At 70.6% G+C, this 25,565-nt stretch carries 24 protein-coding genes and 1 pseudogene; 17 read left to right on the forward strand and 8 right to left on the reverse strand.

What is annotated here, in order from left to right; translation table 11 throughout:
- Nucleotides 1-38: 38 nt before the first annotated feature.
- Complete coding sequence (locus tag AC5YDV_RS00100) at nucleotides 39-1,022, forward strand: GNAT family N-acetyltransferase (RefSeq protein ID WP_496181568.1); 984 nt, start codon at nucleotides 39-41, stop codon at nucleotides 1,020-1,022.
- 188 nt (nucleotides 1,023-1,210) lie between these two features.
- On the opposite strand, the pseudogene AC5YDV_RS00105 reads toward AC5YDV_RS00100, so the two are convergent.
- Nucleotides 1,211-2,083, reverse strand: a pseudogene (locus AC5YDV_RS00105) (O-antigen ligase family protein); the annotation flags it as partial.
- Between the two features lie 2 nt (nucleotides 2,084-2,085).
- Nucleotides 2,086-3,030: an NAD-dependent epimerase/dehydratase family protein gene (locus AC5YDV_RS00110; protein ID WP_496181569.1), complete on the reverse strand. Its 945-nt coding sequence runs from the start codon at nucleotides 3,028-3,030 to the stop codon at nucleotides 2,086-2,088.
- 39 nt (nucleotides 3,031-3,069) lie between these two features.
- Here AC5YDV_RS00110 and AC5YDV_RS00115 point away from each other — a divergent pair, with 39 nt between their 5' ends.
- From AC5YDV_RS00115 to AC5YDV_RS00125, 3 genes are read left to right on the forward strand one after another with little or no spacing between them, the layout of a single operon-like run.
- Nucleotides 3,070-3,996 (forward strand): nucleotidyltransferase family protein, encoded by a 927-nt coding sequence (locus AC5YDV_RS00115; protein ID WP_496181570.1) that lies wholly within the window; start codon nucleotides 3,070-3,072, stop codon nucleotides 3,994-3,996.
- The gene (locus tag AC5YDV_RS00120) at nucleotides 3,993-4,268 is read left to right on the forward strand and encodes a PqqD family protein (RefSeq protein ID WP_496181571.1); all 276 of its coding nucleotides are present in this window, start codon (nucleotides 3,993-3,995) and stop codon (nucleotides 4,266-4,268) included. Before AC5YDV_RS00115 ends, AC5YDV_RS00120 begins: the two co-directional genes overlap by 4 nt.
- Nucleotides 4,265-4,921, forward strand: a complete 657-nt coding sequence (locus AC5YDV_RS00125) for an arsenate-mycothiol transferase ArsC (RefSeq protein ID WP_496181572.1) — start codon at nucleotides 4,265-4,267, stop codon at nucleotides 4,919-4,921. Before AC5YDV_RS00120 ends, AC5YDV_RS00125 begins: the two co-directional genes overlap by 4 nt.
- 3 nt (nucleotides 4,922-4,924) lie before the next feature.
- On the opposite strand, the gene AC5YDV_RS00130 is transcribed toward AC5YDV_RS00125, so the two are convergent.
- Nucleotides 4,925-5,647, reverse strand: a complete 723-nt coding sequence (locus tag AC5YDV_RS00130; RefSeq protein ID WP_496181573.1) for an IclR family transcriptional regulator — start codon at nucleotides 5,645-5,647, stop codon at nucleotides 4,925-4,927.
- A 120-nt stretch (nucleotides 5,648-5,767) separates the two neighbouring features.
- Here AC5YDV_RS00130 and leuC point away from each other — a divergent pair, with 120 nt between their 5' ends.
- The 3 genes from leuC to AC5YDV_RS00145 all read left to right on the forward strand — a co-directional run bounded on the left by leuC (nucleotide 5,768) and on the right by AC5YDV_RS00145 (nucleotide 8,873).
- Nucleotides 5,768-7,165 (forward strand): 3-isopropylmalate dehydratase large subunit, encoded by a 1,398-nt coding sequence (gene leuC / locus AC5YDV_RS00135; RefSeq protein ID WP_496181574.1) that lies wholly within the window; start codon nucleotides 5,768-5,770, stop codon nucleotides 7,163-7,165.
- Nucleotides 7,166-7,180: 15 nt separating this feature from the next.
- Entirely contained in the window at nucleotides 7,181-7,786 is a 606-nt protein-coding gene (gene leuD / locus AC5YDV_RS00140) for a 3-isopropylmalate dehydratase small subunit (protein WP_496181575.1), read from the forward strand.
- Nucleotides 7,787-7,943: 157 nt separating this feature from the next.
- Nucleotides 7,944-8,873 carry a type IV toxin-antitoxin system AbiEi family antitoxin domain-containing protein gene (locus AC5YDV_RS00145; RefSeq protein WP_496181576.1) on the forward strand — a complete coding sequence of 310 codons (930 nt, stop codon included), beginning with the start codon at nucleotides 7,944-7,946 and terminating at the stop codon, nucleotides 8,871-8,873.
- A gap of 312 nt (nucleotides 8,874-9,185) precedes the next feature.
- Here AC5YDV_RS00145 and AC5YDV_RS00150 read toward each other — a convergent pair whose 3' ends face one another.
- Nucleotides 9,186-9,368 carry a hypothetical protein gene (locus AC5YDV_RS00150; RefSeq protein ID WP_496181577.1) on the reverse strand — a complete coding sequence of 61 codons (183 nt, stop codon included), beginning with the start codon at nucleotides 9,366-9,368 and terminating at the stop codon, nucleotides 9,186-9,188.
- 104 nt (nucleotides 9,369-9,472) lie between these two features.
- Between AC5YDV_RS00150 and AC5YDV_RS00155 the strand changes: the two genes are divergently transcribed.
- The 3 genes from AC5YDV_RS00155 (at nucleotide 9,473) to AC5YDV_RS00165 (ending at nucleotide 12,658) form a co-directional block, all read left to right on the forward strand.
- Nucleotides 9,473-10,450 (forward strand): squalene cyclase, encoded by a 978-nt coding sequence (locus tag AC5YDV_RS00155; RefSeq protein ID WP_496181578.1) that lies wholly within the window; start codon nucleotides 9,473-9,475, stop codon nucleotides 10,448-10,450.
- A 91-nt stretch (nucleotides 10,451-10,541) separates the two neighbouring features.
- Complete coding sequence (locus AC5YDV_RS00160; RefSeq protein WP_496181579.1) at nucleotides 10,542-11,654, forward strand: D-alanine--D-alanine ligase family protein; 1,113 nt, start codon at nucleotides 10,542-10,544, stop codon at nucleotides 11,652-11,654.
- Nucleotides 11,651-12,658 carry a thiamine-phosphate kinase gene (locus AC5YDV_RS00165; RefSeq protein ID WP_496181745.1) on the forward strand — a complete coding sequence of 336 codons (1,008 nt, stop codon included), beginning with the start codon at nucleotides 11,651-11,653 and terminating at the stop codon, nucleotides 12,656-12,658. The genes AC5YDV_RS00160 and AC5YDV_RS00165 overlap by 4 nt, the downstream gene beginning before the upstream one ends.
- On the opposite strand, the gene AC5YDV_RS00170 is transcribed toward AC5YDV_RS00165, so the two are convergent.
- The 4 genes from AC5YDV_RS00170 to AC5YDV_RS00185 are packed head-to-tail and all read right to left on the reverse strand — an operon-like array spanning nucleotide 12,626 to nucleotide 18,167.
- Nucleotides 12,626-13,456, reverse strand: a complete 831-nt coding sequence (locus AC5YDV_RS00170) for a YhfC family intramembrane metalloprotease (protein WP_496181580.1) — start codon at nucleotides 13,454-13,456, stop codon at nucleotides 12,626-12,628. The genes AC5YDV_RS00165 and AC5YDV_RS00170 overlap by 33 nt on opposite strands.
- 55 nt (nucleotides 13,457-13,511) lie before the next feature.
- The gene (locus AC5YDV_RS00175; RefSeq protein WP_496181581.1) at nucleotides 13,512-14,480 is read right to left on the reverse strand and encodes an MvdC/MvdD family ATP grasp protein; all 969 of its coding nucleotides are present in this window, start codon (nucleotides 14,478-14,480) and stop codon (nucleotides 13,512-13,514) included.
- 1 nt (nucleotide 14,481) lies between these two features.
- On the reverse strand, nucleotides 14,482-15,942 hold the full coding sequence (locus tag AC5YDV_RS00180; RefSeq protein WP_496181582.1) for a trypsin-like serine peptidase: 1,461 nt from the start codon (nucleotides 15,940-15,942) through the stop codon (nucleotides 14,482-14,484).
- 35 nt (nucleotides 15,943-15,977) lie between these two features.
- On the reverse strand, nucleotides 15,978-18,167 hold the full coding sequence (locus tag AC5YDV_RS00185; protein WP_496181583.1) for a DNA/RNA non-specific endonuclease: 2,190 nt from the start codon (nucleotides 18,165-18,167) through the stop codon (nucleotides 15,978-15,980).
- 142 nt (nucleotides 18,168-18,309) lie between these two features.
- Here AC5YDV_RS00185 and AC5YDV_RS00190 point away from each other — a divergent pair, with 142 nt between their 5' ends.
- From AC5YDV_RS00190 to AC5YDV_RS00220, 7 genes are all read left to right on the forward strand, one after another.
- Nucleotides 18,310-20,871: an FtsK/SpoIIIE family DNA translocase gene (locus tag AC5YDV_RS00190; RefSeq protein WP_496181584.1), complete on the forward strand. Its 2,562-nt coding sequence runs from the start codon at nucleotides 18,310-18,312 to the stop codon at nucleotides 20,869-20,871.
- Entirely contained in the window at nucleotides 20,871-21,593 is a 723-nt protein-coding gene (locus AC5YDV_RS00195; protein ID WP_496181585.1) for an SDR family oxidoreductase, read from the forward strand. The genes AC5YDV_RS00190 and AC5YDV_RS00195 overlap by 1 nt, the downstream gene beginning before the upstream one ends.
- A gap of 110 nt (nucleotides 21,594-21,703) precedes the next feature.
- Nucleotides 21,704-22,585, forward strand: coding sequence for an aldo/keto reductase (locus AC5YDV_RS00200; protein WP_496181586.1), 882 nt, complete (start codon nucleotides 21,704-21,706; stop codon nucleotides 22,583-22,585).
- Between the two features lie 20 nt (nucleotides 22,586-22,605).
- Nucleotides 22,606-22,983 (forward strand): DUF3224 domain-containing protein, encoded by a 378-nt coding sequence (locus AC5YDV_RS00205; protein WP_496181587.1) that lies wholly within the window; start codon nucleotides 22,606-22,608, stop codon nucleotides 22,981-22,983.
- Between the two features lie 40 nt (nucleotides 22,984-23,023).
- Nucleotides 23,024-24,472 (forward strand): 30S ribosomal protein S12 methylthiotransferase RimO, encoded by a 1,449-nt coding sequence (rimO, locus tag AC5YDV_RS00210; RefSeq protein WP_496181746.1) that lies wholly within the window; start codon nucleotides 23,024-23,026, stop codon nucleotides 24,470-24,472.
- Nucleotides 24,469-25,062: a CDP-diacylglycerol--glycerol-3-phosphate 3-phosphatidyltransferase gene (gene pgsA, locus AC5YDV_RS00215; RefSeq protein WP_496181588.1), complete on the forward strand. Its 594-nt coding sequence runs from the start codon at nucleotides 24,469-24,471 to the stop codon at nucleotides 25,060-25,062. The genes rimO and pgsA overlap by 4 nt, the downstream gene beginning before the upstream one ends.
- Complete coding sequence (locus AC5YDV_RS00220) at nucleotides 25,059-25,550, forward strand: CinA family protein (protein WP_496181589.1); 492 nt, start codon at nucleotides 25,059-25,061, stop codon at nucleotides 25,548-25,550. The genes pgsA and AC5YDV_RS00220 overlap by 4 nt, the downstream gene beginning before the upstream one ends.
- Nucleotides 25,551-25,565: the final 15 nt, after the last annotated feature.

Here is a 25,565-nt window from a genome sequence, read left to right on the forward strand (position 1 = left end):
CTAGGCTGGGGGCAGCCTACCAACGCAGGGAGGACCCCATGCCCAAGCTGACGCCCGCCGACCTCGAGGTGCGCGCCGCGGTCCCGGAGGACGACGCCGTCGTCGTGCCGATGCTGCGCGAGTCGTTGAAGAAGGGTGACGACCCGCACTACGAAGCGTTCCTGCAGTGGAAGCATCGGGAGAACTCGTTCGGCCCGTCGGCTGCCTGGGTGGCCCTGCACGACGGGCGGGCCGTGGGCTACCGGACGCTGATGCGCTGGCGCTTCGTGAACGACGAGGGCAAGAAGGTCACGGCCGTCCGGGCCGTCGACACCGCGACCCATCCCGACTACCAGGGGCTGGGCATCTTCCGCACCCTCACGCTGCGCGGCGTCGCCGAACTCACGCTGGCCGGGGACGGGATCGTCTTCAACACCCCGAACGACCAGAGCCGCCCCGGCTACCTCAAGATGGGCTGGAGCGTCGTCCGGCGGCTGCCTGTGGGCGTCCTGCCGGCCCGGCCGGGTGCCCTGCCCAAGATGGCGCGCTCCAAGGTGCCGGCGAACCTGTGGTCCGAGGAGACTTCCGTGGGCTGGGGTGCCGCCGAGGCGTTCACCGACCGTGCCTTCGCCGAGGCCCTCTTGCAGCACGCGCCCATGAAGAGGTTCCGCACCGATCGGACGCCGGAGCACCTGGCCTGGCGCACGTCGTTCGGGCCGCTCCGCTACCGGGTGTTATTGGCGTCGTCGGATCCCGCCGAGGGCGGCGTGGTGTTCCGGTTGCGGCGGCGGGGCGACACCGTCGAGGCGGCGATCATCGAACAACTGGTGCCCGACTACCTCACCGGTGCCAAGCTCGTCGCTCGGGTGCTGCGGGAGACGGGCGCCGACTACGCGATCGGTTTGCGGACCGGCCCGTCGGCCGGGCTGGTGCCGCTGCCGCTGCCCGGCACGGGGCCGCTGTTGACGTCCCGACCCCTGGCCGCCACGCCGCCGCCGGCGTCCGACTGGTGCCTGACGCTGGGGGACATCGAGCTGTTCTGAGGTGCGGCACTCGCCCAGCCGAGCACCGCGGCGGCGCTGAGGGTCACGGCCGCGAACTCGTACAGGTGGTCCATCGTCGAGTGGACGCCGAGCCCGACCCACGCGCTCGCGGCGATGAGCGTGGTGGCGCGGTTGCCGCGGCTGGCCAGCAGCAGGCCCACGAGCAGGAACGCGGCGAAGATCGACACGCCGACGAAGCCGAACTCCGACCCCACCTGCAGCACTGAGGAGTGGGCTGCGGCCAGGTCGGGGTCCTGGGAGAGTTGGTTCGTCTCCCGGAACGAGCCGGCGCCACCGCCGGTCAGCCGGTGTCGGGACCACAGCCCCAACGCCTCACTCCACAGCTGCTTGCGCACCCGGCTGAGCGCCGCGACCACGGCGTCCGGCCACGTGGACTGCCGGGCCAACGTCACCTGCGCGTACGCCGCCGCCGCCATGGCTGCCCCGCCGGCCGTGATGGTCAGCCAGCGCCACGGGCCGCCGCGGAGCGCCACCGCGACCAGGCACAGCAGCAGGACCGGGACAGCCACCAAGGTGGCGGCCCGGGACGCGTTGACGGCCACCACCAGGAGGGAAGTCATCAGCGCTGCCGGCGCCAGCCAGGCTTCGCGCCGACGCAGCGGGTCCGCCCACCGAGCCGGGGTGGCGTCGGGCCGCCCGGGGGGCGGTTCGGGAGTGAGGTCGAGGCGTCGGGCGCGGTGCCGCCGGCCCTGCCACGCCAAGCAGCTGAGCGCCACCAGTTGGACGCCCACCGCCGCGTTGGCGTTGGGGTAGCGCGTGGGGAGCTTGCCCGGGGTGGGCGTGGCGAGCCAGCCGATGGCGAAGAACAGGGCGACCCCGACGATGATCCCCGGCACCAACCACCGTGACGCGTGGGTGGCCGTCCACCGTCCGAGGGCCACGCCGGCCACTGCCACGAGGGCGGGCACTGTGTAAAAGAGGGCGGGGGCGGCCGGGCGGCCGGCCAGCACGGTCGCAGCGATGACCCAAGCGCACCAGAGAAGCACGACGCCGAGGGCGACTGAATCCAGCAGGCCCAGTCCGCGAACCCGGCGAAGCATGGTCAGCTCTGGTACTCGGGCAGCGTCCGGAACCACTCGACGGTGGCCCGGACTCCGTCGGCGAGGGGCACGGGCTCGACGTTGGGGAACAAGGCGCGAAGGCGGCTGTTGTCGGCCTGGGAGTCGCGCACGTCACCGGCGCGGGGTTCGGTGTGGTTGACCTGCGGTTCCGTGCCGAGGGCCTCGCCGATCAGCCCGATCAGCGCGTTGAGGGAGGTCCGCGACCCGAAGGCCAGGTTCACCGGATCGAGGTCGTGCACGCCGCCGACCGCGGCGTCCGCCAGCACCCGCGCCACGGTGCCCACGAAGGTGAAGTCGCGGGTCTGCTCGCCGTCGCCGTGCACGGTGAGCGGCACGCCCCGCAGGGCGGCATCGATGAAGGCCGGGATGACCGCGGCGTACGCGTGACCGGCGGGTTGGAGGGGCCCGTAGACGTTGAAGAACCGGAAGGCAAGGGTGGGGAGGCCGTAGGTGTGACCGAAGGACAGGGCGTACGCCTCCGTCGCCTGCTTGCTGACGGCGTAGGGGGAGATCGGCGCGGTCCGCATCGTCTCCCGCTTGGGCAGCTCCCGGTTCGCGCCGTACACGGACGACGAACTCGCGACCACGACCGGGATGTTGCCGGCCCTGCGCGCCGCCTGCAGCACCTCGAGCGTTCCGGTCGCGTTGGCGTGGTGGGAGGCGACCGGGTCGAGCACCGAACGCGGCACGGACGGCAGGGCGCCCAGGTGGACGACGGCGCGCGCATCGGCGAACGCGGAGTCGAGGGCGTCGGCGTCCAGAATGGTCGACACCACCAGATCGGCGTCGACGCCGTCGAGGTTGGCCCGGTTGCCGGTGGACAGGTTGTCGAAGGCCACCACCTGGCCCACCTCGGGACGGGTCAGGAGCTCGCGTGCGAGGTTGGATCCGATGAATCCGGCGCCGCCGGTGACCACGATCTTCACGCCTCGGAAACTACCATGCGATCGCGTAGGCTCTCGTGGGTGGGTTCCCTCGAGCAGATGCCGTTGTTGGCCGGCGTTCCGCTGGCCGCTGCGGCTCTGCAGGTGATCGCGGACGACGCGGCTGTCGACCTGCTCCACATCAAGGGTGCCGCGGTGGATGCCGCCCTCCTGCCGCGCCGGGTGGTCACCGACCCCGACACGGGGGAGACCACGACGCAGCCCGTGCCGCGCGCCAGCGTGGACGCCGACGTCCTCGTCCGACCCAGCCACGTGAAGCGATTCTTCGCCGCGATGACCGCGCACCGCTGGACGATGGTGTACCGGTTCGAGGACGGGTCCGCCTTCGAGCACGCCTCGACGTGGATCCGCCCGGGGGTGTGCCACGCCGACATCCACCGGACGTTTCCCGGCATCAGCCTGCCGAGGGAGGAGGCCTTCGACGTGCTCTGGGCCGACCGTCACTCATTCGAGTTGGCCGGTCAGCCCTGCGCTGTTCCGAGCTTGGCGGCCCAGAGGCTGGTGCTGATCCTCCACGCGGTCCGCGGTGGGGAACTGGGACACCGGGACATCGAGCTGGCGTGGGGTGCGGCCTCGGCCGCCGAGCGTGCCGAGGTGGACGCGCTGGCGTCCCGACTGCACGCCGACGTCGCGCTGGCCGCGGGCACGGGACGCCTCGAGCAACACCGCGGGGACCGCGCCCACCCGCTGTGGAGTGCGCTCGCCAGCGGTGAGACGTCACGGACGGTCCTCTGGTGGGCGAGGGTCCGGGCGCAGTCCAGCCCGTGGCACGCCCTGCGCACCGCCGTCCACCTGGTCGCCCCCAAGCCGGACCGCTTGGAGCGGGAACTGGGGCACAAGCCCGGTCCCCTCGCGATGATCCGTGCCTGGGCGCACCAGTTCCGCCTCGTGGCGTCCGAGCTGGGACGCCTCGCGGCACGCCTGGGGCGTGGGCGGGGGGCGCTGTGACCTACTTCATCCCGGACCGTCTCGGACACGTCGTGCTGCCCCCGGAGGGGGATCGCCCCGTGTCGGTCTACCTGATGCAGCTTCCCGATGGGGACGCGCTGGCCCTCCACGACACCGCGGCCCTCATCTGGAGCATCGCCGCGGACGGCGAGGATGACGTCCCGGCGGTTCTGGCGGAGTTGCTGGACGTCCCCGTCCAGACGGTCGCGGACGACGCCCGCGCCTACCTCGACTCCCTGGTGGCCCAAGGCCTGCTCGGCTGGACGCCATGACCGAGCCGCCGTCGGGTCAGCGCAGCCTGGGCATCCTCGCGCCGTTGAGGGTCCTGTTCGTCTGCACCGCCAACATCTCCCGCTCACCGTACGCGGAGCGCCGGACGCACCAGGCCGTCGGTGCGGCGCTGGACGTGTCCAGCGCGGGGGTTCCGGGCTATCCCGGACGCGGCATGGACGAGGCGATGGAACGCCTGCTCGTCGAGCGCGGAGGAGATGCGTCCGGTCACGTCAGCCGCGCAGTGGACGACGACCTCGTCGCGGACGCCGACCTGGTGGTCGTCTTCGAGTTCGCCCACTACATGCGGCTCCTGCAGATCGATCAGGACAACCGCGCGAAGGTGGTCAGCCTCCGCCAGGTCGCGGCAGCGGCGGAGCGCCTGCACCCCTCCTTCGGCGACTGGTCGAGCCTGGACGGCCCCGAGATCGTGTCGTCTGTGGTCGGGGCGGTCGGGTCCAATTCGATGAGCTTCGACGTCGAGGACCCGTACCGGCGTGGACCGGTGGTCGCACGGCAGTGCGCCGACGAGATCGACGCCTGCCTCGCGGTGGTCCTGCCGCGGCTAACGGGTCAACCGCTGGGCGAACCGTTGGTCGTGTCGGCTGAGGAACCCGGCGCGCGAGGGCTGCTGGGGTGGTTCAGGCGGCCCTGAGGATCAGGAGTCCCCGCTGCGGCGCAGCACCTCGGAGAGGCGCTCGGCGGCAGCCATCACGGCCGGGGCGTGCATGCGGCCGGGCTGGCGGGTCAGGCGCTCGATGGGGCCGGACACGCTGACGGCCGCGATCACCTTTCCATTGGGGGAACGCACCGGTGCCGACACGGAGGCAACGCCGGCCTCGCGCTCAGCGACGGATTGCGCCCAGCCACGACGGCGCACGGTGGAAAGGGCCACGGCGGAGAAGGTTGCGTTGGTGAGCCCACGCTGGATGCGCTCGGGATCCTCCCAGGCCAGGAGCACCTGGGCGGCCGACCCCGCGTTCATGGTGAGCTGGGTGCCGACCGGTACGGTGTCCCGAAGGCCGGACGGGCGCTCGGCGGTGGCGGCGCAGATGCGGAAGTCGCCCTGGCGGCGGAACAATTGGGCTGACTCGCCGGTGATGTCACGCAGGCGGGCCAGCACGGGGCCGGCGGTGGCGAGCAGTCGATCCTCGCCGGCGGCCGAGGCCAGTTCGGTGAGGCGCGGACCGAGGACGAAACGCCCTTGCAGGTCACGGCTGACCAGACGGTGGTGCTCGAGGGCCACCGCGAGGCGATGGGCGGTCGGGCGGGCCAGTCCGGTCGAGGTCACCAGGCCCGCGAGGGTCGTGGGACCCTGCTCAAGCGCTGTGAGTACCTGGGCGGCCTTGTCGAGGACCCCCACACCAGAAGAACTGTCCATACTCTGATATTGCCGTCTCAAGTTTTGATATGCAAGTTGTAGGCTGATACCAACGGCCTTGAGGCCGGCTCACCCCACCGGCGAGGTGGGTCGCAGCCACCGGAAGCAGAAGGGAAACCAATGGGCAAGACCCTGAGTGACAAGGTCTGGGAGGACCACGTCGTCCGACGCGCCGCGGGCGAGCCGGACCTGCTGTACATCGACCTGCACCTCGTGCACGAGGTGACCAGCCCCCAAGCCTTCGATGGCCTGCGCCTCGCGGGCCGTCCCGTCCGGCGTCCGGACCTGACCCTCGCGACCGAGGACCACAACACCCCGACCGAGAACATCACCCTGCCGATCGCCGACCCCGTGTCGCGCCTGCAGGTCGACACGCTGCGCAGGAACGCCCAGGAGTTCGGCATCCGGCTGCACTCCCTCGGCGACAAGGACCAGGGCGTCGTCCACATCATCGGCCCGCAGCTGGGCGTCACCCAGCCGGGGATGACGATCGTCTGCGGCGACTCCCACACCTCGACCCACGGCGCGTTCGGAGCCCTGGCGTTCGGCATCGGCACGTCCGAGGTCGAGCACGTCTTGGCCACCCAGACCCTGAACCAGGCCCCCGCCAAGCGCATGGCCGTCACCATCGACGGCGAGCTCGCCGCGGGCGTCACCCCCAAGGACGTCGTCCTCGCGCTCATCGCCAAGGTCGGCACCGGCGGCGGCCAGGGCTACATCGTCGAGTACCGCGGCTCCACCATCGAGAACATGTCGATGGAGGGCCGCATGACGATCTGCAACATGTCGATCGAGTGGGGCGCCAAGGCCGGCATGATCGCGCCGGACGAGACCACGTTCGCCTACCTCAAGGGCCGTCCGCACGCCCCCGAGGGCGCCGACTGGGACGCCGCGGTCGAGTACTGGAAGACGCTGCGCTCCGACGACGACGCCGTCTTCGACGCCGAGGTGAGGATCGACGCCACCCAGCTCACCCCGTTCGTCACCTGGGGCACCAACCCCGGTCAGGGCATCGGCCTCGGTGAGGCGATCCCGTCGCCGGAGGACTTCAGCGACCCCGTCGACCGTGCCGCCGCCGAGCGCGCCCTGGAGTACATGGGCCTGACTGCCGGCACCAGGATGAAGGACGTCAAGGTCGACACCGTCTTCCTGGGCTCCTGCACCAACGGCCGCATCGAGGACCTGCGCCTCGCGGCGTCCGTGCTGGAGGGCCGCAAGGTCGCCGACGGCGTCCGCATGATGGTGGTGCCGGGCTCGGCCCGCGTCCGCCTGCAGGCCATGGAGGAGGGGCTGGACGCCATCTTCACGGCTGCCGGCGCCGAGTGGCGCGAGGCGGGCTGCTCGATGTGCCTGGGCATGAACCCGGACCAGCTGAAGCCGGGGGAGCGTTCCGCGTCGACCTCGAACCGCAACTTCGAGGGACGCCAGGGCAAGGGTGGGCGTACCCACCTCGTGTCCCCGGCGGTCGCCGCAGCCACGGCCGTCCGTGGCACCCTCTCGTCCCCCGCCGATCTCTGAGCAGGAGTAGCTGACATGGAGAAGTTCACCTCGCACACCGGCATCGGCGTCCCGCTGCGCCGCTCGAACGTCGACACCGACCAGATCATCCCGGCCGTCTACCTCAAGCGCGTGACCCGCTCGGGCTTCGAGGACGGCCTGTTCGCCGCCTGGCGCAACGACCCCGAGTTCGTGCTCAACCAGGACGCCTACAAGGTGGGCTCGGTCCTCGTGGCCGGCCCCGACTTCGGCACCGGTTCCTCGCGTGAGCACGCCGTCTGGGCGCTGCAGAACTACGGCTTCAAGGTCGTCATCGGCTCGCGGTTCGGCGACATCTTCCGGGGCAACTCGGGCAAGTCCGGCCTGCTGGTGGCACTCGTCGAGCAGGACGTCGTCGAGGCGCTCTGGGACCACCTCGATGCCAACCCGGGCGCCGAGATCACGGTCGACCTGGAGGGCAAGTCCATCAAGGCCGGCGATGCCGTGTACTCGTTCACCATCGACGACTACACCCGCCACCGCCTGCTGAACGGGCTGGACGACATCGGCATCACCCTGCAGAAGGACGCCGACATCACGGCCTACGAGGCCACGCGTCCGTCGTGGAAGGTCAAGACGATCCCGGCGAAGGTCGCCAACTGACCCTGGGTTGCTGTCGGCCCTGAAGGCTGGCGCTCCTCACACCGGATCCCCCGAGCGACGCCCCTTGCTGGCGGCGTTCCTCGGGGGATCCGGCGTCTGCGTGAAGGGCGAGGGGCCGTGCCGCCGGACGTGGCAGGCGGTGCCTAGTGTCTGGGGCGTGACGGCTCCCATCCTGCGCACGACGGCCCAGCTCGCGACCGAGGGCTGGACCGACCATCGCATCGCCCGGGCAGTCGCGTCGGGGGAACTGGTCCGGGTGGCGCGCAGCGTGTTCCGCTGGGCGGGCGACCTGTCTCCCCGCGACGCGCACACCGCGCTGGTGCGGGCGATCATGTCACGGCAGGGTGCGAGCGTGGTGGCCTCGCACGCGTCGGCGGCCGTGATCCACGGATTGACGGTCCAAGCGGACGTGCCCGACTCGGTTCACCTGACTGTTGCGCCGCCCGCGAAGGTGCGCAAGCGTTCGGGCTACCACATGCACGTGGCGAAGCCGTCCGCGGAGGACGTGGTCGAACTCGACGGCCTCCGCATCACATCGTTGGCCCGGACCGCCGCCGACCTCGCGCGCAGCACCGAGTTCACCTGGGCCGTTGTGGCCGCCGACCAGGCCTTGAGTCGTGGTGTCAGCACCGACGAGTTGCTGGCCATCGCGGACGCGGACCCCCGTCTGGCCGGCGTTCCCGCCCTGCGGAGTGTGGCCACCTTCGCGGATGGGGCATCCGGCTCGGTGGCGGAGTCGGTGAGCCGAGTGACCATGGCACGTGCGGGGCTGCCCAAACCGGTGCTGCAGTTCCAGGTGACGGGCCCCGAGGGGTGGGTCGCCTGTTCGGACTTCGGGTGGCCCGAGCACGGTCTGGTCGGGGAGATGGACGGCGAGGCCAAGTACCAGGACCGGTTCGAAACGCTCAAGCAATCACCGGCCAAGGTGTTCGGCGCCGAACGGGAACGCGACGACCAGGTCCGGCGTGCCGGCTGGTGGCCGTGTCATTGGGGTTGGATGGTCGCGCGGGACGTCCGCGCGCTGGGGACGAAGCTCCGGGAGGAGTTCGACCACGCAGAGAGGTTCCGGCGGCGGCGTTCCGCGTGACCTGAGGGGCGGGTGCACTGAGTCGGCGGGTGCACTGAGTCGGCGGGTGCGCTGAGTTGGCGGGTGTGCTGGGTCGGCGGGTGGGCTGGGTCTGCCCGCGGGCGTCACCCTGAAGAGGACCCTCATGGCCTCGGCGTCTCGCGCGCACGCCGGGTGACCTGAAGAACACCGCCTGCTAGCGGCGTAGCACGGGGAAAGCGGCGTCCAGTCAGCGGGGAGGCGGCGTAAGACCGGGGAGGCGGCGTAAGAACGGGGAGGCGGCGCAAGACGGGGAAACCGGCGTCCGGCCCAGGGGGAAGAAACGCGAGCCAGCTACGGCAGGAACGCCCGCACCACGACGGCGTCCACGATCTCGACGGCCAGCCGCTGGCCCACCCGTAGCTCGCGCACGGAGGGGTCGACTGACGTGGCGGGCACCAGGATGCGGCGACCGGCGTCGTCGACGCAGTCCCAGCCGTCGCCGGCTCGGCGCGCGACGGTCACCTTCGAGTGCATGGGCCAAAGCCTAGTGCGGGTCCCGTCGACCGCCGGTGACAGCGGGTGACCACAGCTGACCTTCGTCCCATCGACACCTCCGCGACCCGCGCCTACGCTGGGGCATGCCCTCTGATGAGTTGCTCGATTGGATGTTGGACACCGATCCGGCTCTGCGCTGGCAGGTCGAGCGCGATCTTGCCGACGCCCCCGAACAGGTCTGGCAGGCGACCCGTGCCAAGGTCGCCCGCGAGGGAATGGGTGCCCGCCTCCTCGCCCTGCAGGACGAGGACGGCCAGTGGGCCGGGGGAGCGTACTTCCCGACGCGGGCCGACCCACGGGCCCTCAACCGACCCGACGATGACGACGGCCAGCCCTACACCGCGACGACGTGGTCCCTCAACGCCCTGCGCGAGTGGGGCGTGCCGGCGTCCGAACTGGGCGACACCGCTGAGAAGCTCGCCGCCAACAGCCGCTGGGAGTACGACGACCTGCCCTACTGGGGTGGCGAGGTCGACTGCTGCATCAACGCCTTCACGCTCGCCAACGGGACCTGGCTGGGGGCCGACGTGCATGGCTTGGTCGACTGGTTCCTCGACCACGAGATGGCCGAGGGCGGTTGGAACTGCGAGTGGGTCGACGGCTCGGCGCGTGCCTCGTTCCACTCCACCCTCAACGCCATGCGGGGGATCCTCTTCCACGAGCGGGCCGTCGGCGGCCACGAGGCCCTCCGCGCGGCGCGGCAGCGCGGGCAGGAGTACCTCCTGCAACGGAGGCTGCGCTACCGGTTGACGACCGGGGAGCCCGTCGGGCCCTGGGTCGACGACCTCGCCCATCCCTTCAGGTGGGTGTACACGTCGCTCCGGGTGCTCGACCACCTTCGCGAGGCATCCCTGCACGACGGGCTGCCGCCCGACCCCCGCGCCGCCGAGGCAATCGAACTCCTCCGCGCCGCCCGTGACGAGGACGGCCGCTGGCGCCAAGGCACCCGGTACAAGGGCCAGGTCTGGTTCGACACCGATGTGCCGGTGGGGGAACCCTCGCCGTGGCTGACCTTCCACGCACTGCGCGTCCTGAAGTGGTGGGACGCCGCCGTGGGCTGAGTGCCCGAGCGATCGTCGTCGTGGCCTCGGGTGCGCGTGCCGCCGGTAGTGTGATCCCCGCACCAGCCACGTTCGAAAGAGGGAACCCAGCATGGCCGACCGCATCCGCGTCGCGATCATCTTCGGCGGAGTCAGCTCCGAGCACGACGTGAGTTGCCTGACCGCCGGGGGTGTCACCCGCGCGATCGACACCGAGCGGTTCGAGGTGATCGGCGTCGGCATCACGCCCAGCGGTCGCTGGGTCCAGGTGGCCACGGAGGACATGGCCGCGATGGAGGTCGTCGACGGCAGGCTGCCCCGCCTGGACGAGGACCGCCCCGAAGCCCTGCTGATGCGCCGCGACGGCGGAGGCCGCATCGCCACGCTCGACGGTGACCGGCTGGTCGACGCCCGTGACTTCGACGTGGCCTTCACCCTGCTGCACGGCCCCTTCGGCGAGGACGGCACGATCCAGGGCATGTTCGAGATGCTGGGCATCCGGTACGTGGGCTCGGGGGTCGCGGCGTCGGCCAACGGCATGGACAAGGACCTCATGAAGACCGCGCTCGCCGGCGCGGGCCTGCCCATCGCCCCCTGGGTGACGATCCACCGTCGCCAGTGGCAGGGCGAACGCGATCACTTCCTGGCCAAGGTCGAGGCCGACCTGACGTTCCCCGTGTTCGTCAAGCCCGCTCGCGGCGGTTCCAGCCTGGGCATCAGCAAGGCGAACACGCTCGACGACCTCATCCCCTGCGTCGAGGAGGCCTTCGCCTACGATCCCAAGATCATCGTCGAGCAGGGGGTCATGGGCGCCCGCGAGGTCGAGGTGGCCGTGCTCGACAGCCTGGACGGCCCCCCGCGCGTCTCGCTGGCGGGTGAGATCCGCATGCACGACCCCGACAGCTTCTACGACTTCGAGGCCAAGTACACCCCGGGTGACCTCGTGAGCCTCGACGTCCCGGCCGCCATTGAGGGCCCGCTCTTGGCACGCCTCCAGCGCATCGGCGCCCGCACCTTCCGTGCGATGGGCGCCGAGGGCTTGGCCCGCGTCGACATGTTCGTCACCGCCGACGAGGAGATCTTCGTCAACGAGCTCAACACGATGCCCGGCTTCACCTACATCTCGATGTACCCGCAGCTGTTCGAGGCCTCGGGCGTGAGCTACGCCGACCTCATCGCCGAGCTGGTCCGGCTCGCACTGGAGCGCCCCACGGGGCTGCGCTGATGGCCGGTCGCACCATCGCCGACGAGGGCGAGTTCGGCCTGATCTCCGAGATCACGTCCGGGCTCACCATGCCGGACGCCGTGGCCGTCGGCCCCGGCGACGATTGCGCCGTCTTCGCGCCCAAGGGCCAGGTCGTCGTCTCCACGGACGCGATGTACGAGGAGGTCCACTTCAAGAAGGCGTGGTCGGGGCCGCACGACGTGGGACGGAAGGCCATCGCGTCCGCGTTCGCTGACGTCGAGGCCATGGGGGCCACCCCGCTGGGCGCGGTCGTGGCGTTCTCGGCGCCGCCGGAGACCCCGACCGTGTGGGCTCTTGAATTCAGCCGAGGCGTCCGCGAGGAGTGTGAGCGCGCCGGCGCCGCACTGATGGGCGGCGACACCACCCGGGGCCCGGCCATCGGGATCGTCGTCACCGTCTTCGGCGACCTCGATGGGCGCGCGCCCCTGCTCCGCTCCGGTGCCCGACCCGGCGACGTCGTCGCCTACACGGGTCGCCTCGGGATGGCGGCCGCCGGGCTGGCCGTCCTCACGCGTGGCTTCCGGTCGCCCGGGGCCGTCGTGCGCGCCCACCGCGTCCCGGAGGTGCCGTACGGCCAGGGCCGCGTCGCGGCCGAGGCCGGGGCGTCCGCCCTGATCGACTGCTCCGACGGGCTGCTGGCGGATCTGGGCCACGTCGCCGAGGCGTCCGGGGTGGCCATCGACCTCAGCTCGTCCGCGCTGGACGTGGACGAGGCCCAGAAGACCGTCGCCGCGGCGATCGGTGGGGGAGACGCCCTCCACTACATCCTGACCGGCGGCGACGACCACGCCCTGCTGGGCACGTTCGCCGAGGCAGATGTTCCCGAGGGGTGGACCCTCATCGGACGGGTCCTGCCGCTGGATGCTTTTCCGGGTGGAGAAACCCCGAGGATCCTGGGGGATCTGCCACCCGGACATGCGGCGCGGGTCACGGTCGACGGGACCCTCTGGTCACGCGACGCCGGGGGCTGGCGCCACTTCTGAGGCGGCACGCGGGTCGAAGAGGCGGCGGCTCCTCAGGATCGCCAGCCAGAGCGCGACGGCGAGCGCGACGAGCACGGCCTCGACGGCCACAGGGTGGACGCCCGCACCCACCAGGCTGACGGCGACGAGGTTGAACGTGCCGTGCAGGACGACGGCGGACGCCCAGCCGAGCAGCTTGCGGCCGTGCACGATGCCCGCCAGCACCAGCAGGCTGCACGCGATGTGGAGGGTGATCGCGGCCAGGCGTTCGACACCGCCGAGCAGGAACAGCCACGGGCTCGTGTCGACCAGGGCGCTGCGCAGTTGCTCGGCGGTCTCGGCGGGCAGCGTCCGGGCGATGGCGTCCCATCCGCCGGCGTTGATGATGGAACTGAGCACGAGGTTGTTCACGTTCGCCCCGGCGACCAGCAGGATGGCCTCGATGCCGCCGTGGCCCAGGCCGAAGGAGACGCCGTCGATCCAGCGGTGGAACGCCTTCATGAGCCACAGCATGAGCAGCAGGCGTGCGGTCTCCTCGAACAGACCGGCGCTGTAACTCGCGACCGGCCCCGACAGGAGGATCGACGGCCACGGCTCCGGCAGTTGTGGCACGACCAGGGTCATGAGCGGCACACGCGTCAGCACTTGCGAGACGACGAAAGCGAGCGCGCCGATGCCGAACGACCTCCAGACCCCGGGCCAGCGCCGGTGCCCCTCGGGTGAGCGTCGCGTCCAGATCCACAGCATGGCGCCCATCGGGGCGGCCACGCAGACCAGGGCGGTGACGGCCATGAACGCCATGGACATGAACGGGACCACGGTGCCTCCTTCGTCGACTTGCCCCACATGCTAGCAGGCGCGACAAGGTAGTGGGTCAGGCCGGGGAGCCGGTCGTGTCCAGGTCGTGGAGCAACCGGGCCAGGGACGTCGTGATCGGTTGACCGGTCGCGAGCTCGATGAACAGCCACTGGCCGGCCGGGTTGATCTCGAGGAACACGTAGTCGCCGTCCGGTGCCCGCCGCAGGTCGATCGCGCCGTACAGCAGGCCGAAGTGCGCCATGAGGGCGTGCAGACGGCCCACGACCTCGTCGGGGAGGAGGTGCGGCAGGATCGGCGCGTTGGCGGTGTCCATCCGGAAGTCGTACGCGTAGGACGACTCGTGCGATCGGATCTCCGCGGCGTGCACGTCCTGCCCCACGACGGTCACACGGATGTCGATCCCGCCGGGGATCAGTTCCTGGAAGATCACCGGCGCCAGTCGGACGTGGTCGAGCAGGTCGAGGTCGGACGGCTCCACCAGCCGGGTCTCCGCCCACGCCTCCTCGAGGCCGCCGAACGGCTTGAAGATCGCACCGTCGGCCTCGCCGGCGAGGAAGGCCCGCGCCTCGGCGGGATCGGTCGTGACGCACGTGCGCGGGACCCGCAGCCCCAACTGCGAAGCGACCTTGAGCTGCCACAGCTTCCGGGACGCCGCGAGGTCGCGATCCGGATCGTTGACCCAGGTGGCGTCCGTGCACGACCACAGTCCCCGGACGGCGGCGTCCACCTCGCCGTAGGCGAACCGCCGGTCGGTCGGTGTCCCGAGTTCGGCGTGCAGTTCGTGGGGGAGCGGCCGGCGCCACCACATCGCGCGGAGGGAGGTGAGGTCCACCTGCTTCCCGGTGGTGCCCTCCTCGACCCAGGAGGCGGCCCACGGCACCGCGGGGGAGTGGTGGCTGGTGATGCGGGCGCGGGTGGGGACCGCCGCCGTGTCCAGGAACACGGCGGCGGACCCGAGATCGGCGAGGCGCGCGGCCACACCCTGGGCGTGGACGTCAGCCTCGCTGGCGATGATGCCGATCACGTCAAGCTTGCGGCCCGAAGGTCTCGGCGTAGCGGGCGTAGAACTCCGTGTACTCCTGCTTCAGCGCCTCCAGTTGCTCCTCGGCCGCGAGCAGGGCGGCCTCGTACTGCTCGAGCATCGCCTCGTACTCCTCTCGGCCGCCCTGCGCTCCGGCCGCCTCCGGTCCGAAGCGGTGGCCGCCCTGCAGCACGAACGGACGCAGGCCGCCGCCGATCACCGGGTCGCGCACGACCGCGGGGTTCACCACGGGATCGAGCCAGCCCGGGTCGATGTGCTCCTGGAGCGAGTCGGCGACGCCGCCGGTGCCGATCGGCGGCCGGTCCCCGAGCGGGGTGGTGGCGTTGTCGCGGAGGGGGTTGGTGATGATGGAATCCCAGAGCCGGTTGGTGTCCGACCAGGCCACCGTGGCCAGGTCGTCGCGCGGGGACGTCCGGATCTGGTCGGCGACCACGCCGGTGTCGCGGAAGGCGAGCGTTCCCACGAGGTCGTCCTGGGGCGAGGTGGCGATCCGGTCGGGGATCACGGCGGTGGCGGTGTTGAGGTTCTGCAGGGTCGGCGAGACGTTGCGGATCGTCATGATCGGCACGCCGAAGTTCGACCCCGTCCCCTGCGGGTTGCAGCCGCCATTGGTGTGGACGCCGACGATGGACCCGGCCGGTCCGAGGATGCCCGAGCCGGAGTTGCCGCCGAGGGTGTCGATGTCGTTGTAGAGGAGCCGTCCGGGGACGAGCCCGGTCGCCGGGCCCGCCTCGATGCGCTTGGGGCGTCCGGCCGGGTGGCCGATGATCGCGATCATGGCGTTGAGCGCGACGTCGGCCGTGGCCACCTGCGTGAACCCGTAGGTGTTGCCGGGCGACCCGCCGATGCGGCAGATCGCCATGTCCACCCCGCCGAGGCGGTACTCGATGAGCTGGGTGATCGGGAAGCTGGCCTCGGTGCGGAGCGTGCCCGAGGCGTCCACCTGGTAGTTGAAGTTCAGGTGCATGCGGGTGGCGATCTCCTGCGGGGAGATGGTCGTCGACGTGCCGTTCACCATCGGGCGCGTCCAGCCGTTGCCGGTCTGGTCGAACAGGTGCCCGCAGGTGAGGAACAGGTCGGGGCTGATCATCGTCCCCGAGCCCCAGCGCGCGCCGTTGACGTTGCCGGGGTTGGTGTAGTGCGTGGCCAGGTCGTCGTTCCACTGCACCTGGGCGACCGCCGACTGGTGTGCGTCCACGAAGGCGCGGGTCACGCCCAGGGTCCCGTCGTACTGCTCGACGGGTTGGCTGTCGTCGGCGAGACCACAGATGGTCTCGAGCAGGAACGAGTACTCGTCGCCCTCCGCCTCCAGTCCGATCAACTCGGGCAGGAACTCGGGTGGCGCGGGGAACATCGCGTCGAAGACGCGGGGGTCCAGACGGTCCTGGGCGGGGGTTCCCTCGTCGGACCCGGACTTGGTGGCGCGGCTCTTGCTCTCAGGCATGGTTGCCTCCTTCGGTCGGCATTGCCGGGGGGTGGTCAGGTCACGATGTCGTCGAGGGTGTGCAGGGGGATCACGGTGCGGCCGTCCACCTCGAGGCTGCCGGGTGCGCCGCCCGCCGCGAGGTGGTCGTTGTCCCGCAGGACACCGAACGTGAGGCCCGTCTGCTTCTCGACGTTCTCGATGGTCGTCTGGACGGCTGCCACGTCGAGGAACGCCTCGTCGAAGCCGCCCAACGCCGTGATGTCGGCCTGCCCCAGGATGAAGGCGGTGGCCGACAACGTCCCGTCCTCCCGCACGAGAGCGCAGACCTTCCAGAACCCCAGGGGGATCCGGACGGGGGCGTCCATGAACTCGTTGCGGTACAGCGGGTCTGTGTCGCGGAACAGCGGCCCGGTCATCACGCTGATGCGTCGCGACTCCTTGGCGGCCTTCCGTTCGAGCAGGAACTGCTCGATGCCCTGCCAGCGTTCGGTGCGCTGGTTGAATCCGTCCAGCTGCAGGCAGGCGTTGGTGAAGTGGAATGTGTCGGCGGCTGCGTCCCGGGCGGCCCCGGGTGTACCCCAGGCGACGTCGGCGTACCGGGTGAGGTGGCCGCGGTCGGTGCGGGCGGCCGCGTAGAGGGTCTCACCGAGTTGCACCTTGGGCGCCTTCGGGTCGTCGATCCGCGGGTCGATGAACCACGCGTCCCTGCGCTTGGGGAGCTTGGGTCGCTCGCGGCCGTCGATGTTCGCGGCGCTGTACCAGGCGAACCGGCGCTCCAGGTTCATGACCAGCGAGTAGTGGTGGTAGGCGAGTTCGTACTTGTCGCCGTGCACCCGGTACTCCTCGGGCACCTCCACCGAACGGCCCTTCATCGACCGCGACAGGGTCGGGAGGGGCACCTCGATGCCGAGGAACTGGGGGTCGTAGCCCTGGCGTGTCGACCAGTCCGGATCGATGCGAGTTCCCTCGACCACCAGGTCGGGGGCGGAGGGTGCGGCGTCCCGAGGGGCGTCGGCCTCGCCGGCGAGTGCCGGCTGGGGGACGGGGGTGGTGGTGTCGCCCAGCGTGACCGTGATCGTGAGGGGCACTTGGAAGCTGACACCGCCGCGATCCTGGGCGGTGAAGGAGGCGCCCAGCGGGACGCCCACGGGCGCCGGGGCATGGGCAGGGCCGGAGACCACGACGCTCTCCTTGGCCGTGCGCGCGAGCGCGACCGGGTTCGGCGGCGTCCCGGTGAGGGCCGCGTCGCGGAGGGCGGCGGCCGCTCCGTCGAGGGGGAACTTCTTCAGTGAGGCGACCATCGCCGAGACACGGGCGCCCTCGTTGGCGATCCAGTCGACGAGGGCGGGGTCGTCGGTGGCCTCGTTCCAGGGTGTGCCGTCCTTCTTGAGGATCGTCTCCCCGTCCATCCGGGGAACGCCGGAGTGGTGCAGCGCGATGATCTCCCACTGGTCGTTGAAGCAGGGAGAGCCCGAGGATCCGGGCTCGGTGTCCGTCGTGTAGTAGAGGAAGTCCGGCTTGCCGTTGGGGATCACGATGACCTCGTTGTTGCGCAGGGCCACCTGTTTCAGTCCGCCGCGGGGGTGCTGGATGATGTTGATCGGGTCGCCGGCCTCGGCCTTGCCCAAGGTGGGGTTCAGCCGGGTCCAGGGGTAGCGCTCGAGCGGTTGCCCCTTGGAGGAGGTCAGGGCCAGGGCGACGATCGTGAAGTCGAGCAGCTTGTCGGTGACGAAGAAGGTGGTGGGGTCGAAGGCGTAGGCCTGGACGGGGAGCAATTCGCCGGTCGCGTTCTCCTGGTAGTCGAACTGCGCCTCGGCGGTCAGCGCCTGCTCCGGGGACCGCAGCACGTGGTTGTTGGTGAGCAACAACCGCGGACCGACGAGGACGCCGGTGCCCGCACCCCGACCGATCCGGATGCGGCAGACGGCACGGGCGACCGCCACGGCCAGCTCGAGGTAGTTGATGTCGCGCAGGTCGCTGGAGCCGATGATGCGCTCCTGGGCGAGTCCCGCCAGCGTGTCCGCGGCAGACCGGACCGTGCCCTGGGCGTCCGCGTCGGCGACGACGGCGCGGGCCTTCTCCTGGGTCAGGGACGCCTTGAGGTAGGCCTTGCGGCGGTCCGGCTCCTCGGGGGGGCCGATCTCCGCACCGGCAGGTTCGGGCCTCTCCTTCTCGTAGCGCAGGGCGGCCGTCCGCGCCTCGTCGGCATCCAGCAGTTCGTCACCGGGGTACGGGCTTCTCATCGCGGGTCCTAGCGGTGGGGGTGGTCGCATGCGTCGACCGCGCTGCGCCCATGGTCGACCCGTGGCCACCGCGTGGTCAAGGGGTGTCGTCGGCGGCGTGGTTGCTTGGGGCGGAACCGTGCGGCTTGTTATGGTCGGCCCCATGGCGACCCGCGCGTCTTCCCCCTCGCGGAGCCGATCGAACGCGTCCACCCCTCGTTCGTCGACTTCTCGTGGCGGAAGCTCATCCAAGAACTCACGTCGGGCCCCCGCGAAGAAGTCCGGGGGTTCCGGCGGCCTGCTCCCTGCCATCGGACGTGGTCTCGCGGCCGTGTGGCGCGCCGTGGCCGGGCTGCTGGGCGGCCTGGTGCGGAGCCTCGGGAGCGGCGTCCGTGACCTGGACCCCGAGCAGCGACGCGACGGGACCGGACTCCTGCTCGTCGTGCTGGGCATCCTGACTGCGGCGGCCTTCTGGTTCATGCTCCCCGGGCAGTTCGGTGACTGGCTCCGCATCGGGTTCTCCACGATCGTCGGTGGCGCCAGCGTCGCCCTCCCGTTGGCCTTCTTCGGCATGGCGTGGCGGACGTTGCGCGACCCCGCGGCCAACGGCCCGGCCGGTCGACAGCCCGTGGGCTGGCTGGTCTTCTCACTCGGGGTCCTGGGACTCGTGTCGGTGGCCAAGGGCATTCCGAGCCCGAGCACGCCGGAGGCGATGCGCGAGGCCGGCGGTGCTCTGGGGTTCATCCCCAGTTCGTTCCTCGCCGACCTGGGGACGGTGTGGGTCGCCATCCCGGTCCTGGTCGTGATGGCACTGTTCGGTGCCCTCGTCATCACCGGCATCCCGCTGTACGAGATCGGTCCGCGCTTGCACGCCTGGCGCGAGCAGTACCGTCGCGAGGAGCCCCAGCAGGAACTGACCTACGGCGTCGACGAGGCCTACGACACCCCACTCGTGCTGGACGACAAGCCCTCGCGTCGCAGGGGTGGTCGCCGCGACGGCGGTCGCCCCGAGGGCGAGGTCATCGACTTCTTCCCCGGCGACGATCCCGCCGACGCTGCCCAGGACGAGATGGTCGACCCGTTCACCGGAGAGGTGTACGAGGACGCGACCCGTCCCCCCATCACCGCTGGCAAGGCACCGGGTGGGGTCGAGCCGGGCACCCAGGGGGCTGCGTCCGTGCCGGTCGACCAGCCGCGAGACCTCCAGCCCCCGACGTACTCCAACGAGCCGCTGCGGGCCGAGCAGACCGTGCTGTCCGGGGACATCCAGTACGTGCTCCCCGAACCCCAGGTGCTCAAGGCCGGCTCCGCGCCTAAGAGCCGGACCGAGGCGTCCGATGCGGTGGTGCACAGGCTCGCCGAGGTCTTCCGCGACTTCGACATCGACGCGACCGTGACCGGCTACACCCGCGGTCCCACGGTGACGCGCTACGAGGTCGAGCTCGGCACCGGCGTGAAGGTCGAGAAGGTCACGGCGCTGGGCAAGAACATCGCCTACGCGGTGGCGTCCGCGGATGTGCGCATCCTGAGCCCGATCCCGGGCAAGTCGGCCATCGGCGTCGAGATCCCGAACGTCGACAAGGAGATCGTCTCCCTGGGTGACGTGCTGCGCTCCAACCGCGCCCGCAGCGACCACCACCCGATGATCACCGGTCTGGGCAAGGACGTCGAGGGCGGCTACGTCATCGCGAACATGGCCAAGATGCCGCACCTGCTGGTGGCGGGTGCGACGGGCTCGGGCAAGTCGTCGTTCATCAACAGCCTCATCACCTCGATCATGATGCGCGCCACACCGGACGAGGTGCGCATGATGCTGGTCGACCCCAAGCGCGTGGAGCTCACCAACTACGAGGGCATCCCGCACCTGGTCACGCCGATCATCACCAACCCCAAGAAGGCCGCCGAGGCGTTGCAGTGGGTCTGCAAGGAGATGGACACCCGCTACGACGACCTGGCCGCCTTCGGGTTCCGGCACGTGGACGACTTCAACAAGGCCGTCCGGGCGGGCCAGGTGAAGCTGCCGCCGGGGTCCGAGCGCGTCCTCGCCCCGTACCCGTACCTGCTGGTGATCGTCGACGAGCTCGCCGACCTGATGATGGTCGCCCCGCGCGACGTCGAGGACTCCATCGTCCGCATCACCCAGCTCGCCCGAGCCGCGGGCATCCACCTGGTGCTGGCCACCCAACGCCCGTCCACCGACGTGGTGACCGGCCTGATCAAGGCCAACGTGCCCAGCCGCCTCGCGTTCGCGACGTCGTCGATGACCGACTCGCGCGTCATCCTCGACCAGCCCGGCGCGGAGAAGCTCGTCGGTCAGGGCGACGGGCTGTTCCTGCCGATGGGGGCCTCCAAGCCGGTGCGCGTGCAGGGTGCCTGGGTCACCGAGGCCGAGATCCGCGAGGTCGTCAAGCACGTGACGGAGCAGCTCGCCCCGCAGTACCGCGAGGACGTCGCCGCTCCGCAGGAGAGCACGAAGGTGGCCGAGGACATCGGCGACGACCTCGAGCTCGTCCTCGAGGCCGCCCAGCTCGTCGTCAACCTCCAGTTGGGCTCGACGTCGATGCTGCAGCGCAAGTTGCGCGTCGGGTTCGCGAAGGCCGGACGCCTGATGGACATTCTCGAGACGCGCAGTATCGTCGGTCCGTCGGAGGGATCCAAGCCCCGCGAGGTGCTCGTGAAGCCCGACGACCTGGATGAGGTGCTGGCGAATCTTTCGGAGGGTTGATGGCCAACCTGCGTGACTCCCGCTTGCGGCGGGCGATGCCGCGACCCACGGTGCTCGTCACCGGGGGGACACGGGGGATCGGACGAGAGGTGGTCCGCCAGCTCTGCGAGTCATGGCGTGTGATCGTCGGAGGGACGTCCGCCGAAGCGGTCGAGGCCGTCGTCGACGACTGCCCCGACGCCCTCGGGTTCGTCTGCGACCTCACCGACGCGGACGCCGTGGCCGCGGCCGTCGAGGGCATCGGCAAGCTGGACGCGTTGGTGCACTCCGCCGGCGTGGTCGGCTACGGCAGCGTCGAGGACACCACCCGCGACGACTGGCGACGGGTCCTCGAGGTGAACGTGATCGCGGTGGCCGACCTGACCCGCCTGCTGCTGCCCAAGCTGCGGGCCGCGCGGGGGACCGTGGTCGTCATCAACTCCGGATCGGGCTTCACCTCCGGCGCGAATGGTTCCGTGTACGCGGCGTCCAAGTTCGCCGTGCGGGCCTGGGCGGACGCGCTGCGCGCCGAGGAGAAGGGCGTGGTGCGTGTGTCCTCGGTCCATCCCGGCCGCGTCGACACGGACATGCAACGAGAGCTGCAGGTGGCGGAGGGGCGGGAGTACGACGCCTCGATCGCCATGTCGGCATCATCGGTGGCCAAGGCCGTGGAGTTCGTCCTCGAAGCCGACCCGGACGCGACCGTCGAGGTCGTGTCGGTTCGGCCCTCCGGACGTCGCTGAGGGGAAACGACCACTCGCTGGTCGCCGTCACGGCGACCGCGCCCCGACTCCCGGTGGCGGTCCGGATCGAGTGGACGCCGACCATCACCGCCAGCGTCTAAGGTGTCCGCGTGACTCGAACCATCGGACAGTTCACCGTTTCGGACATCGGCCTCGGCGGCATGCCGTTCTCGCTCGGGGGTGATCGGGTGGTGCCGCGCGAGCAGGGCATCGCCACGGTGCACGCCGCGCTGGATGCCGGCATCACGCTCATCGACACGGCCGACATCTACGCCCCGACGTGGGACCAGATGGGCCACAACGAGCGCATCATCGCCGAGGGCCTCCGCACCTGGGATGGGGACACCAGCGGGATCACGGTGGCCACCAAGGGCGGCATCACCCGCCACGAGGGCGAGGCGTGGGGCCGGAACAGCTCGCCGGAGTACCTGCGCGGCGCGGCCAAGGCCTCCCGCGAGCGGCTCGGCGTCGAGACGATCGACCTGTACTACCTGCACCGCCCCGACCGCACGCGTCGCTACGCCGACGCGATCGAGGTGCTCGCGGGGTTGAAGGCCGAGGGTGTGATCGCCGAGATCGGCATCTCCAACGCCAACGTCGAGGAGATCCGCATCGCCATCGACGTCCTCGGCGAGGGGGGTCTCGCGGCCGTGCAGAACGAGTTCTCCCCGAAGTTCAACCACACCTCCTGGCAGGAACTGGTGTTCTGCGGTGAGCACGGCATCGCCTTCGTCCCCTGGTCGCCCCTCGGCGGGGTGGGCGCCAGCGCTGAGGTCGGCGGCCGCTTCCCGGTCATCACCGAGGTGGCGGACGCCCACGGCGTGAGCCCGCAGCAGGTAGTACTGGCCTGGGAACTGGGTCTGGGCGACCACGTCATCCCGATCCCGGGCGCATCGCGTCCGGCGTCGATCAAGGACTCGGCGAAGGCCATGACCCTGGAGCTGCACCCAGACGAGCAGGAGCGCCTGAGCGCGGGCCTGTTGCAGCGCTGAGGTCGGTTAGGTTGAGGGCCATGGCGACCACGAGCGCGACCTTCACCATCGACCTCACCCCGGGCGACCCCCTGCTGGAGGGAACCGGCCGCTTCGACTTCACCAAGACCTGGACCGGCGGCCTCGAGGGCACCTCGTCCGGAACCATGCTGTCGGGCGGCGATCCGTCGACCGGCGTGGCCGGCTACGTGGCCCTCGAGGTGTTCACCGGCACGGTCGACGGGCGATCGGGCACCTTGGCCCTCCAGCAGTTCGGCAGCATGGACGCCGCGGGGGCCATCTTGACCTACGTGGTGACCCCCGGCTCCGGTACGGGCGAGTTGACGGGCCTGAGCGGCAGCATCAGCCTCGACGCGAGCGAGGCCGTCCACCGCGTGGAGCTCGACTACACGCGTTGAGGTAACCGGCGGGCGGTCGGGCGTGCGGACGGTTGGATAGATTGGTGCGGTGACCACTCCAACCACCGTGCACATCGTCTCGCTGGGTTGTGCCCGCAACGACGTCGATTCCGAGGAACTCGCGGGTCGCCTCGAGGCCGGCGGGTTCACCCTCGTCGACGAGCCCACGGAGGCCGAGGCCGTCGTGGTCAACACCTGCGGCTTCATCGAGTCCGCGAAGAAGGACTCCATCGACACCTTGCTCGCGGCGTCCGACCTGAAGGGGACGGGACCGACGCAGCGGGTCGTGGCTGTCGGCTGCATGGCGGAGCGGTACGGCCGTGAGCTGGCGGACGCGCTGCCCGAGGCCGACGCGGTACTGGGGTTCGACGACTACGCCGACATCGACGCCAAGCTGCGCCTGATCATGGCCGGCGGTCACCTCGAGGCGCACACGCCGACCGACCGGCGGCGGCTCCTGCCGCTGGCCCCCGCCCAGCGGCAGGCGGCGGCGTCCGGGGTGGCGATCCCGGGGTTGCACACGGCGGACCTGCCCGAGGGGGTGGCGCCGGCGTCCGGGCCGCGCGTGATGCGCAGGCGGCGCGGGAATGCGCCCAGTGCCCCGATCAAGATCGCCAGCGGCTGTGACCGCCGGTGCGCGTTCTGCGCGATTCCGAGCTTCCGGGGCAGCTTCGTCAGCCGCCCGGTCGACGACATCGTCGAGGAGGTCAGGTGGCTCGCCGGCCACGGCGTCCGCGAGGCGTTCCTGGTCAGCGAGAACACCTCCTCCTACGGCAAGGACCTTGGTGAGCTCGGCGCGCTGGAGACCCTGCTGAGGCGCCTCAACGGCATCGACAACCTGGATTGGATCCGCGTGAGCTACCTCCAGCCGGCGGAGATCCGGCCGGGGCTCATCGAGGCCATGTGCTCGATCGACAAGGTGGTGCCGTACTTCGACCTGAGCTTCCAGCACGCGGCACCCTCCGTCTTGCGGCGCATGCGACGGTTCGGGGATCCCGACAGCTTCCTGGCCCTGCTGGAGCGCATCCGCAGCCTGAGTCCGCTGGCAGGGGTCCGGAGCAACGTGATCGTCGGCTTCCCCGGCGAGACGGACGCCGACGTGCAGACCTTGGTCGACTTCGTCAACGAGGCCCGCCTGGACGCCCTCGGCGTGTTCGCGTACTCCGACGAGGAGGGGACGGAGGGGGCCACCCTGGGTGACCACCTGCCCCAGGAGGTCATCGACCAGCGCTACGAAGAGGTGAGCGACCTGGCCACCGACCTCGTCGACCAGCGCGCCCTGGAGCGCGTGGGTGAGCGGGTGCGCGTGCTGGTGGAGAGCCACGAGGGGGACGTCGCGGTGGGTCGGGCCGAGCACCAGGGCCCCGAGGTGGACGGGACGACCAGCTTCGTCGCCGGGGCACACCTGCGGGTCGGTGACCTCGTCTGGGGTAGGGTCACCTCGACCGACGGTGTCGACCTGATCGCGCGCGAGGATGGTGTTGCATGACCGAGGGAAAGCCCAGCAACTGGAACGTCCCCAACGTCCTGACCGCGATCCGCATGGTCATGGTGCCGGTCTTCGCGTGGGTGCTGCTCGCGTACCCGGCGGATCCCACGATGCGCTGGGTCGCCACGGCCATCTTCGTCGTCGCGATCGCCACCGACGCCCTCGACGGCCGCATCGCCCGCCGCTACAACCTGGTCACCAACTTCGGCAAGCTGTGGGACCCGATCGCCGACAAGGCGCTGACCGGCATGGCCTTCATCGGGCTGTCGATCCTGGATGAGCTGCCGTGGTGGATGACGATCATCATCCTCCTGCGCGAGTGGGGCATCACGGTCCTGCGCTGGGCGATCATGAAGTACGGCGTCATGGCCGCCAACCGTGGCGGCAAGCTGAAGACCCTCATGCAGTCGGTGGCCCTCGTGATGTTCCTGCCGGGCCTGCAGTTCCTACCGGAGCCGTGGGGATGGGTGGCTTGGGTGGCGATGGTCATCGCGTTCGTGCTCACCGTCCTGACGGGCTTGGACTACCTGCGCGAGGCGAACAAGATGCGGACGAACTGGCTGGCCGAGCACCCGGAGGAGGCGCGATGAACGCGTTGGCGAGCAAGGTCATCACGACCCTGAAGGAGCGGTCGGTCAGCCTGGCGGTGGCCGAGTCGCTCACGGGCGGGCTCATCGGCGCCACGCTCACGACCGTGCCCGGCGCGTCGAAGGTCTACCTCGGCGGCGTCATCTCCTACGCCACCCACCTCAAGACCGACCTGCTCGGCGTCCCGGCGCAGACGATCACCGACCACACCGTCGTCAGTGAGGACGTGGCCCTCGGGATGGCCGTGGGCTTGCAGCGCCGCACAAACGCCGACTGGGTCATCGCCGTGACGGGCGTGGCGGGGCCGGACGCCCAGGACGGCCACGAGCCGGGGGAGGTGTGGATCTGCGTGCTCGGTCCGCGCATCGCCTCGATGCCGCAGTTCCCCCAGGTCGAGCGTTTCGACTTCGAGGGCGACCGCGACGCCGTCCGCGAACAGACCGTGGACGCGGCGCTGCGGATGCTGCTGCGCGTTGTCTCACCCGTGTAGGTTGGGGGGAACAAC

This window comes from Propioniciclava sp. LT432 (assembly GCF_059515965.1).

Bases quoted from the DNA above. Each gene is read 5' to 3' on its own strand.
- AC5YDV_RS00160 (WP_496181579.1), top strand. From the start codon at position 10,542: ATGGCCGACCGCATCCGCGTCGCGATCATCTTCGGCGGAGTCAGCTCC.
- AC5YDV_RS00125 (WP_496181572.1), top strand. From the start codon at position 4,265: ATGACCGAGCCGCCGTCGGGTCAGCGCAGCCTGGGCATCCTCGCGCCG.
- leuD (WP_496181575.1), top strand. From the start codon at position 7,181: ATGGAGAAGTTCACCTCGCACACCGGCATCGGCGTCCCGCTGCGCCGC.
- AC5YDV_RS00180 (WP_496181582.1), bottom strand. From the start codon at position 15,942: ATGCCTGAGAGCAAGAGCCGCGCCACCAAGTCCGGGTCCGACGAGGGA.
- AC5YDV_RS00205 (WP_496181587.1), top strand. From the start codon at position 22,606: ATGGCGACCACGAGCGCGACCTTCACCATCGACCTCACCCCGGGCGAC.
- leuC (WP_496181574.1), top strand. From the start codon at position 5,768: ATGGGCAAGACCCTGAGTGACAAGGTCTGGGAGGACCACGTCGTCCGA.
- AC5YDV_RS00195 (WP_496181585.1), top strand. From the start codon at position 20,871: ATGGCCAACCTGCGTGACTCCCGCTTGCGGCGGGCGATGCCGCGACCC.
- AC5YDV_RS00220 (WP_496181589.1), top strand. From the start codon at position 25,059: ATGAACGCGTTGGCGAGCAAGGTCATCACGACCCTGAAGGAGCGGTCG.
- AC5YDV_RS00190 (WP_496181584.1), top strand. From the start codon at position 18,310: ATGGCGACCCGCGCGTCTTCCCCCTCGCGGAGCCGATCGAACGCGTCC.
- AC5YDV_RS00150 (WP_496181577.1), bottom strand. From the start codon at position 9,368: ATGCACTCGAAGGTGACCGTCGCGCGCCGAGCCGGCGACGGCTGGGAC.
- AC5YDV_RS00155 (WP_496181578.1), top strand. From the start codon at position 9,473: ATGCCCTCTGATGAGTTGCTCGATTGGATGTTGGACACCGATCCGGCT.
- AC5YDV_RS00130 (WP_496181573.1), bottom strand. From the start codon at position 5,647: ATGGACAGTTCTTCTGGTGTGGGGGTCCTCGACAAGGCCGCCCAGGTA.
- pgsA (WP_496181588.1), top strand. From the start codon at position 24,469: ATGACCGAGGGAAAGCCCAGCAACTGGAACGTCCCCAACGTCCTGACC.
- AC5YDV_RS00185 (WP_496181583.1), bottom strand. From the start codon at position 18,167: ATGAGAAGCCCGTACCCCGGTGACGAACTGCTGGATGCCGACGAGGCG.
- AC5YDV_RS00100 (WP_496181568.1), top strand. From the start codon at position 39: ATGCCCAAGCTGACGCCCGCCGACCTCGAGGTGCGCGCCGCGGTCCCG.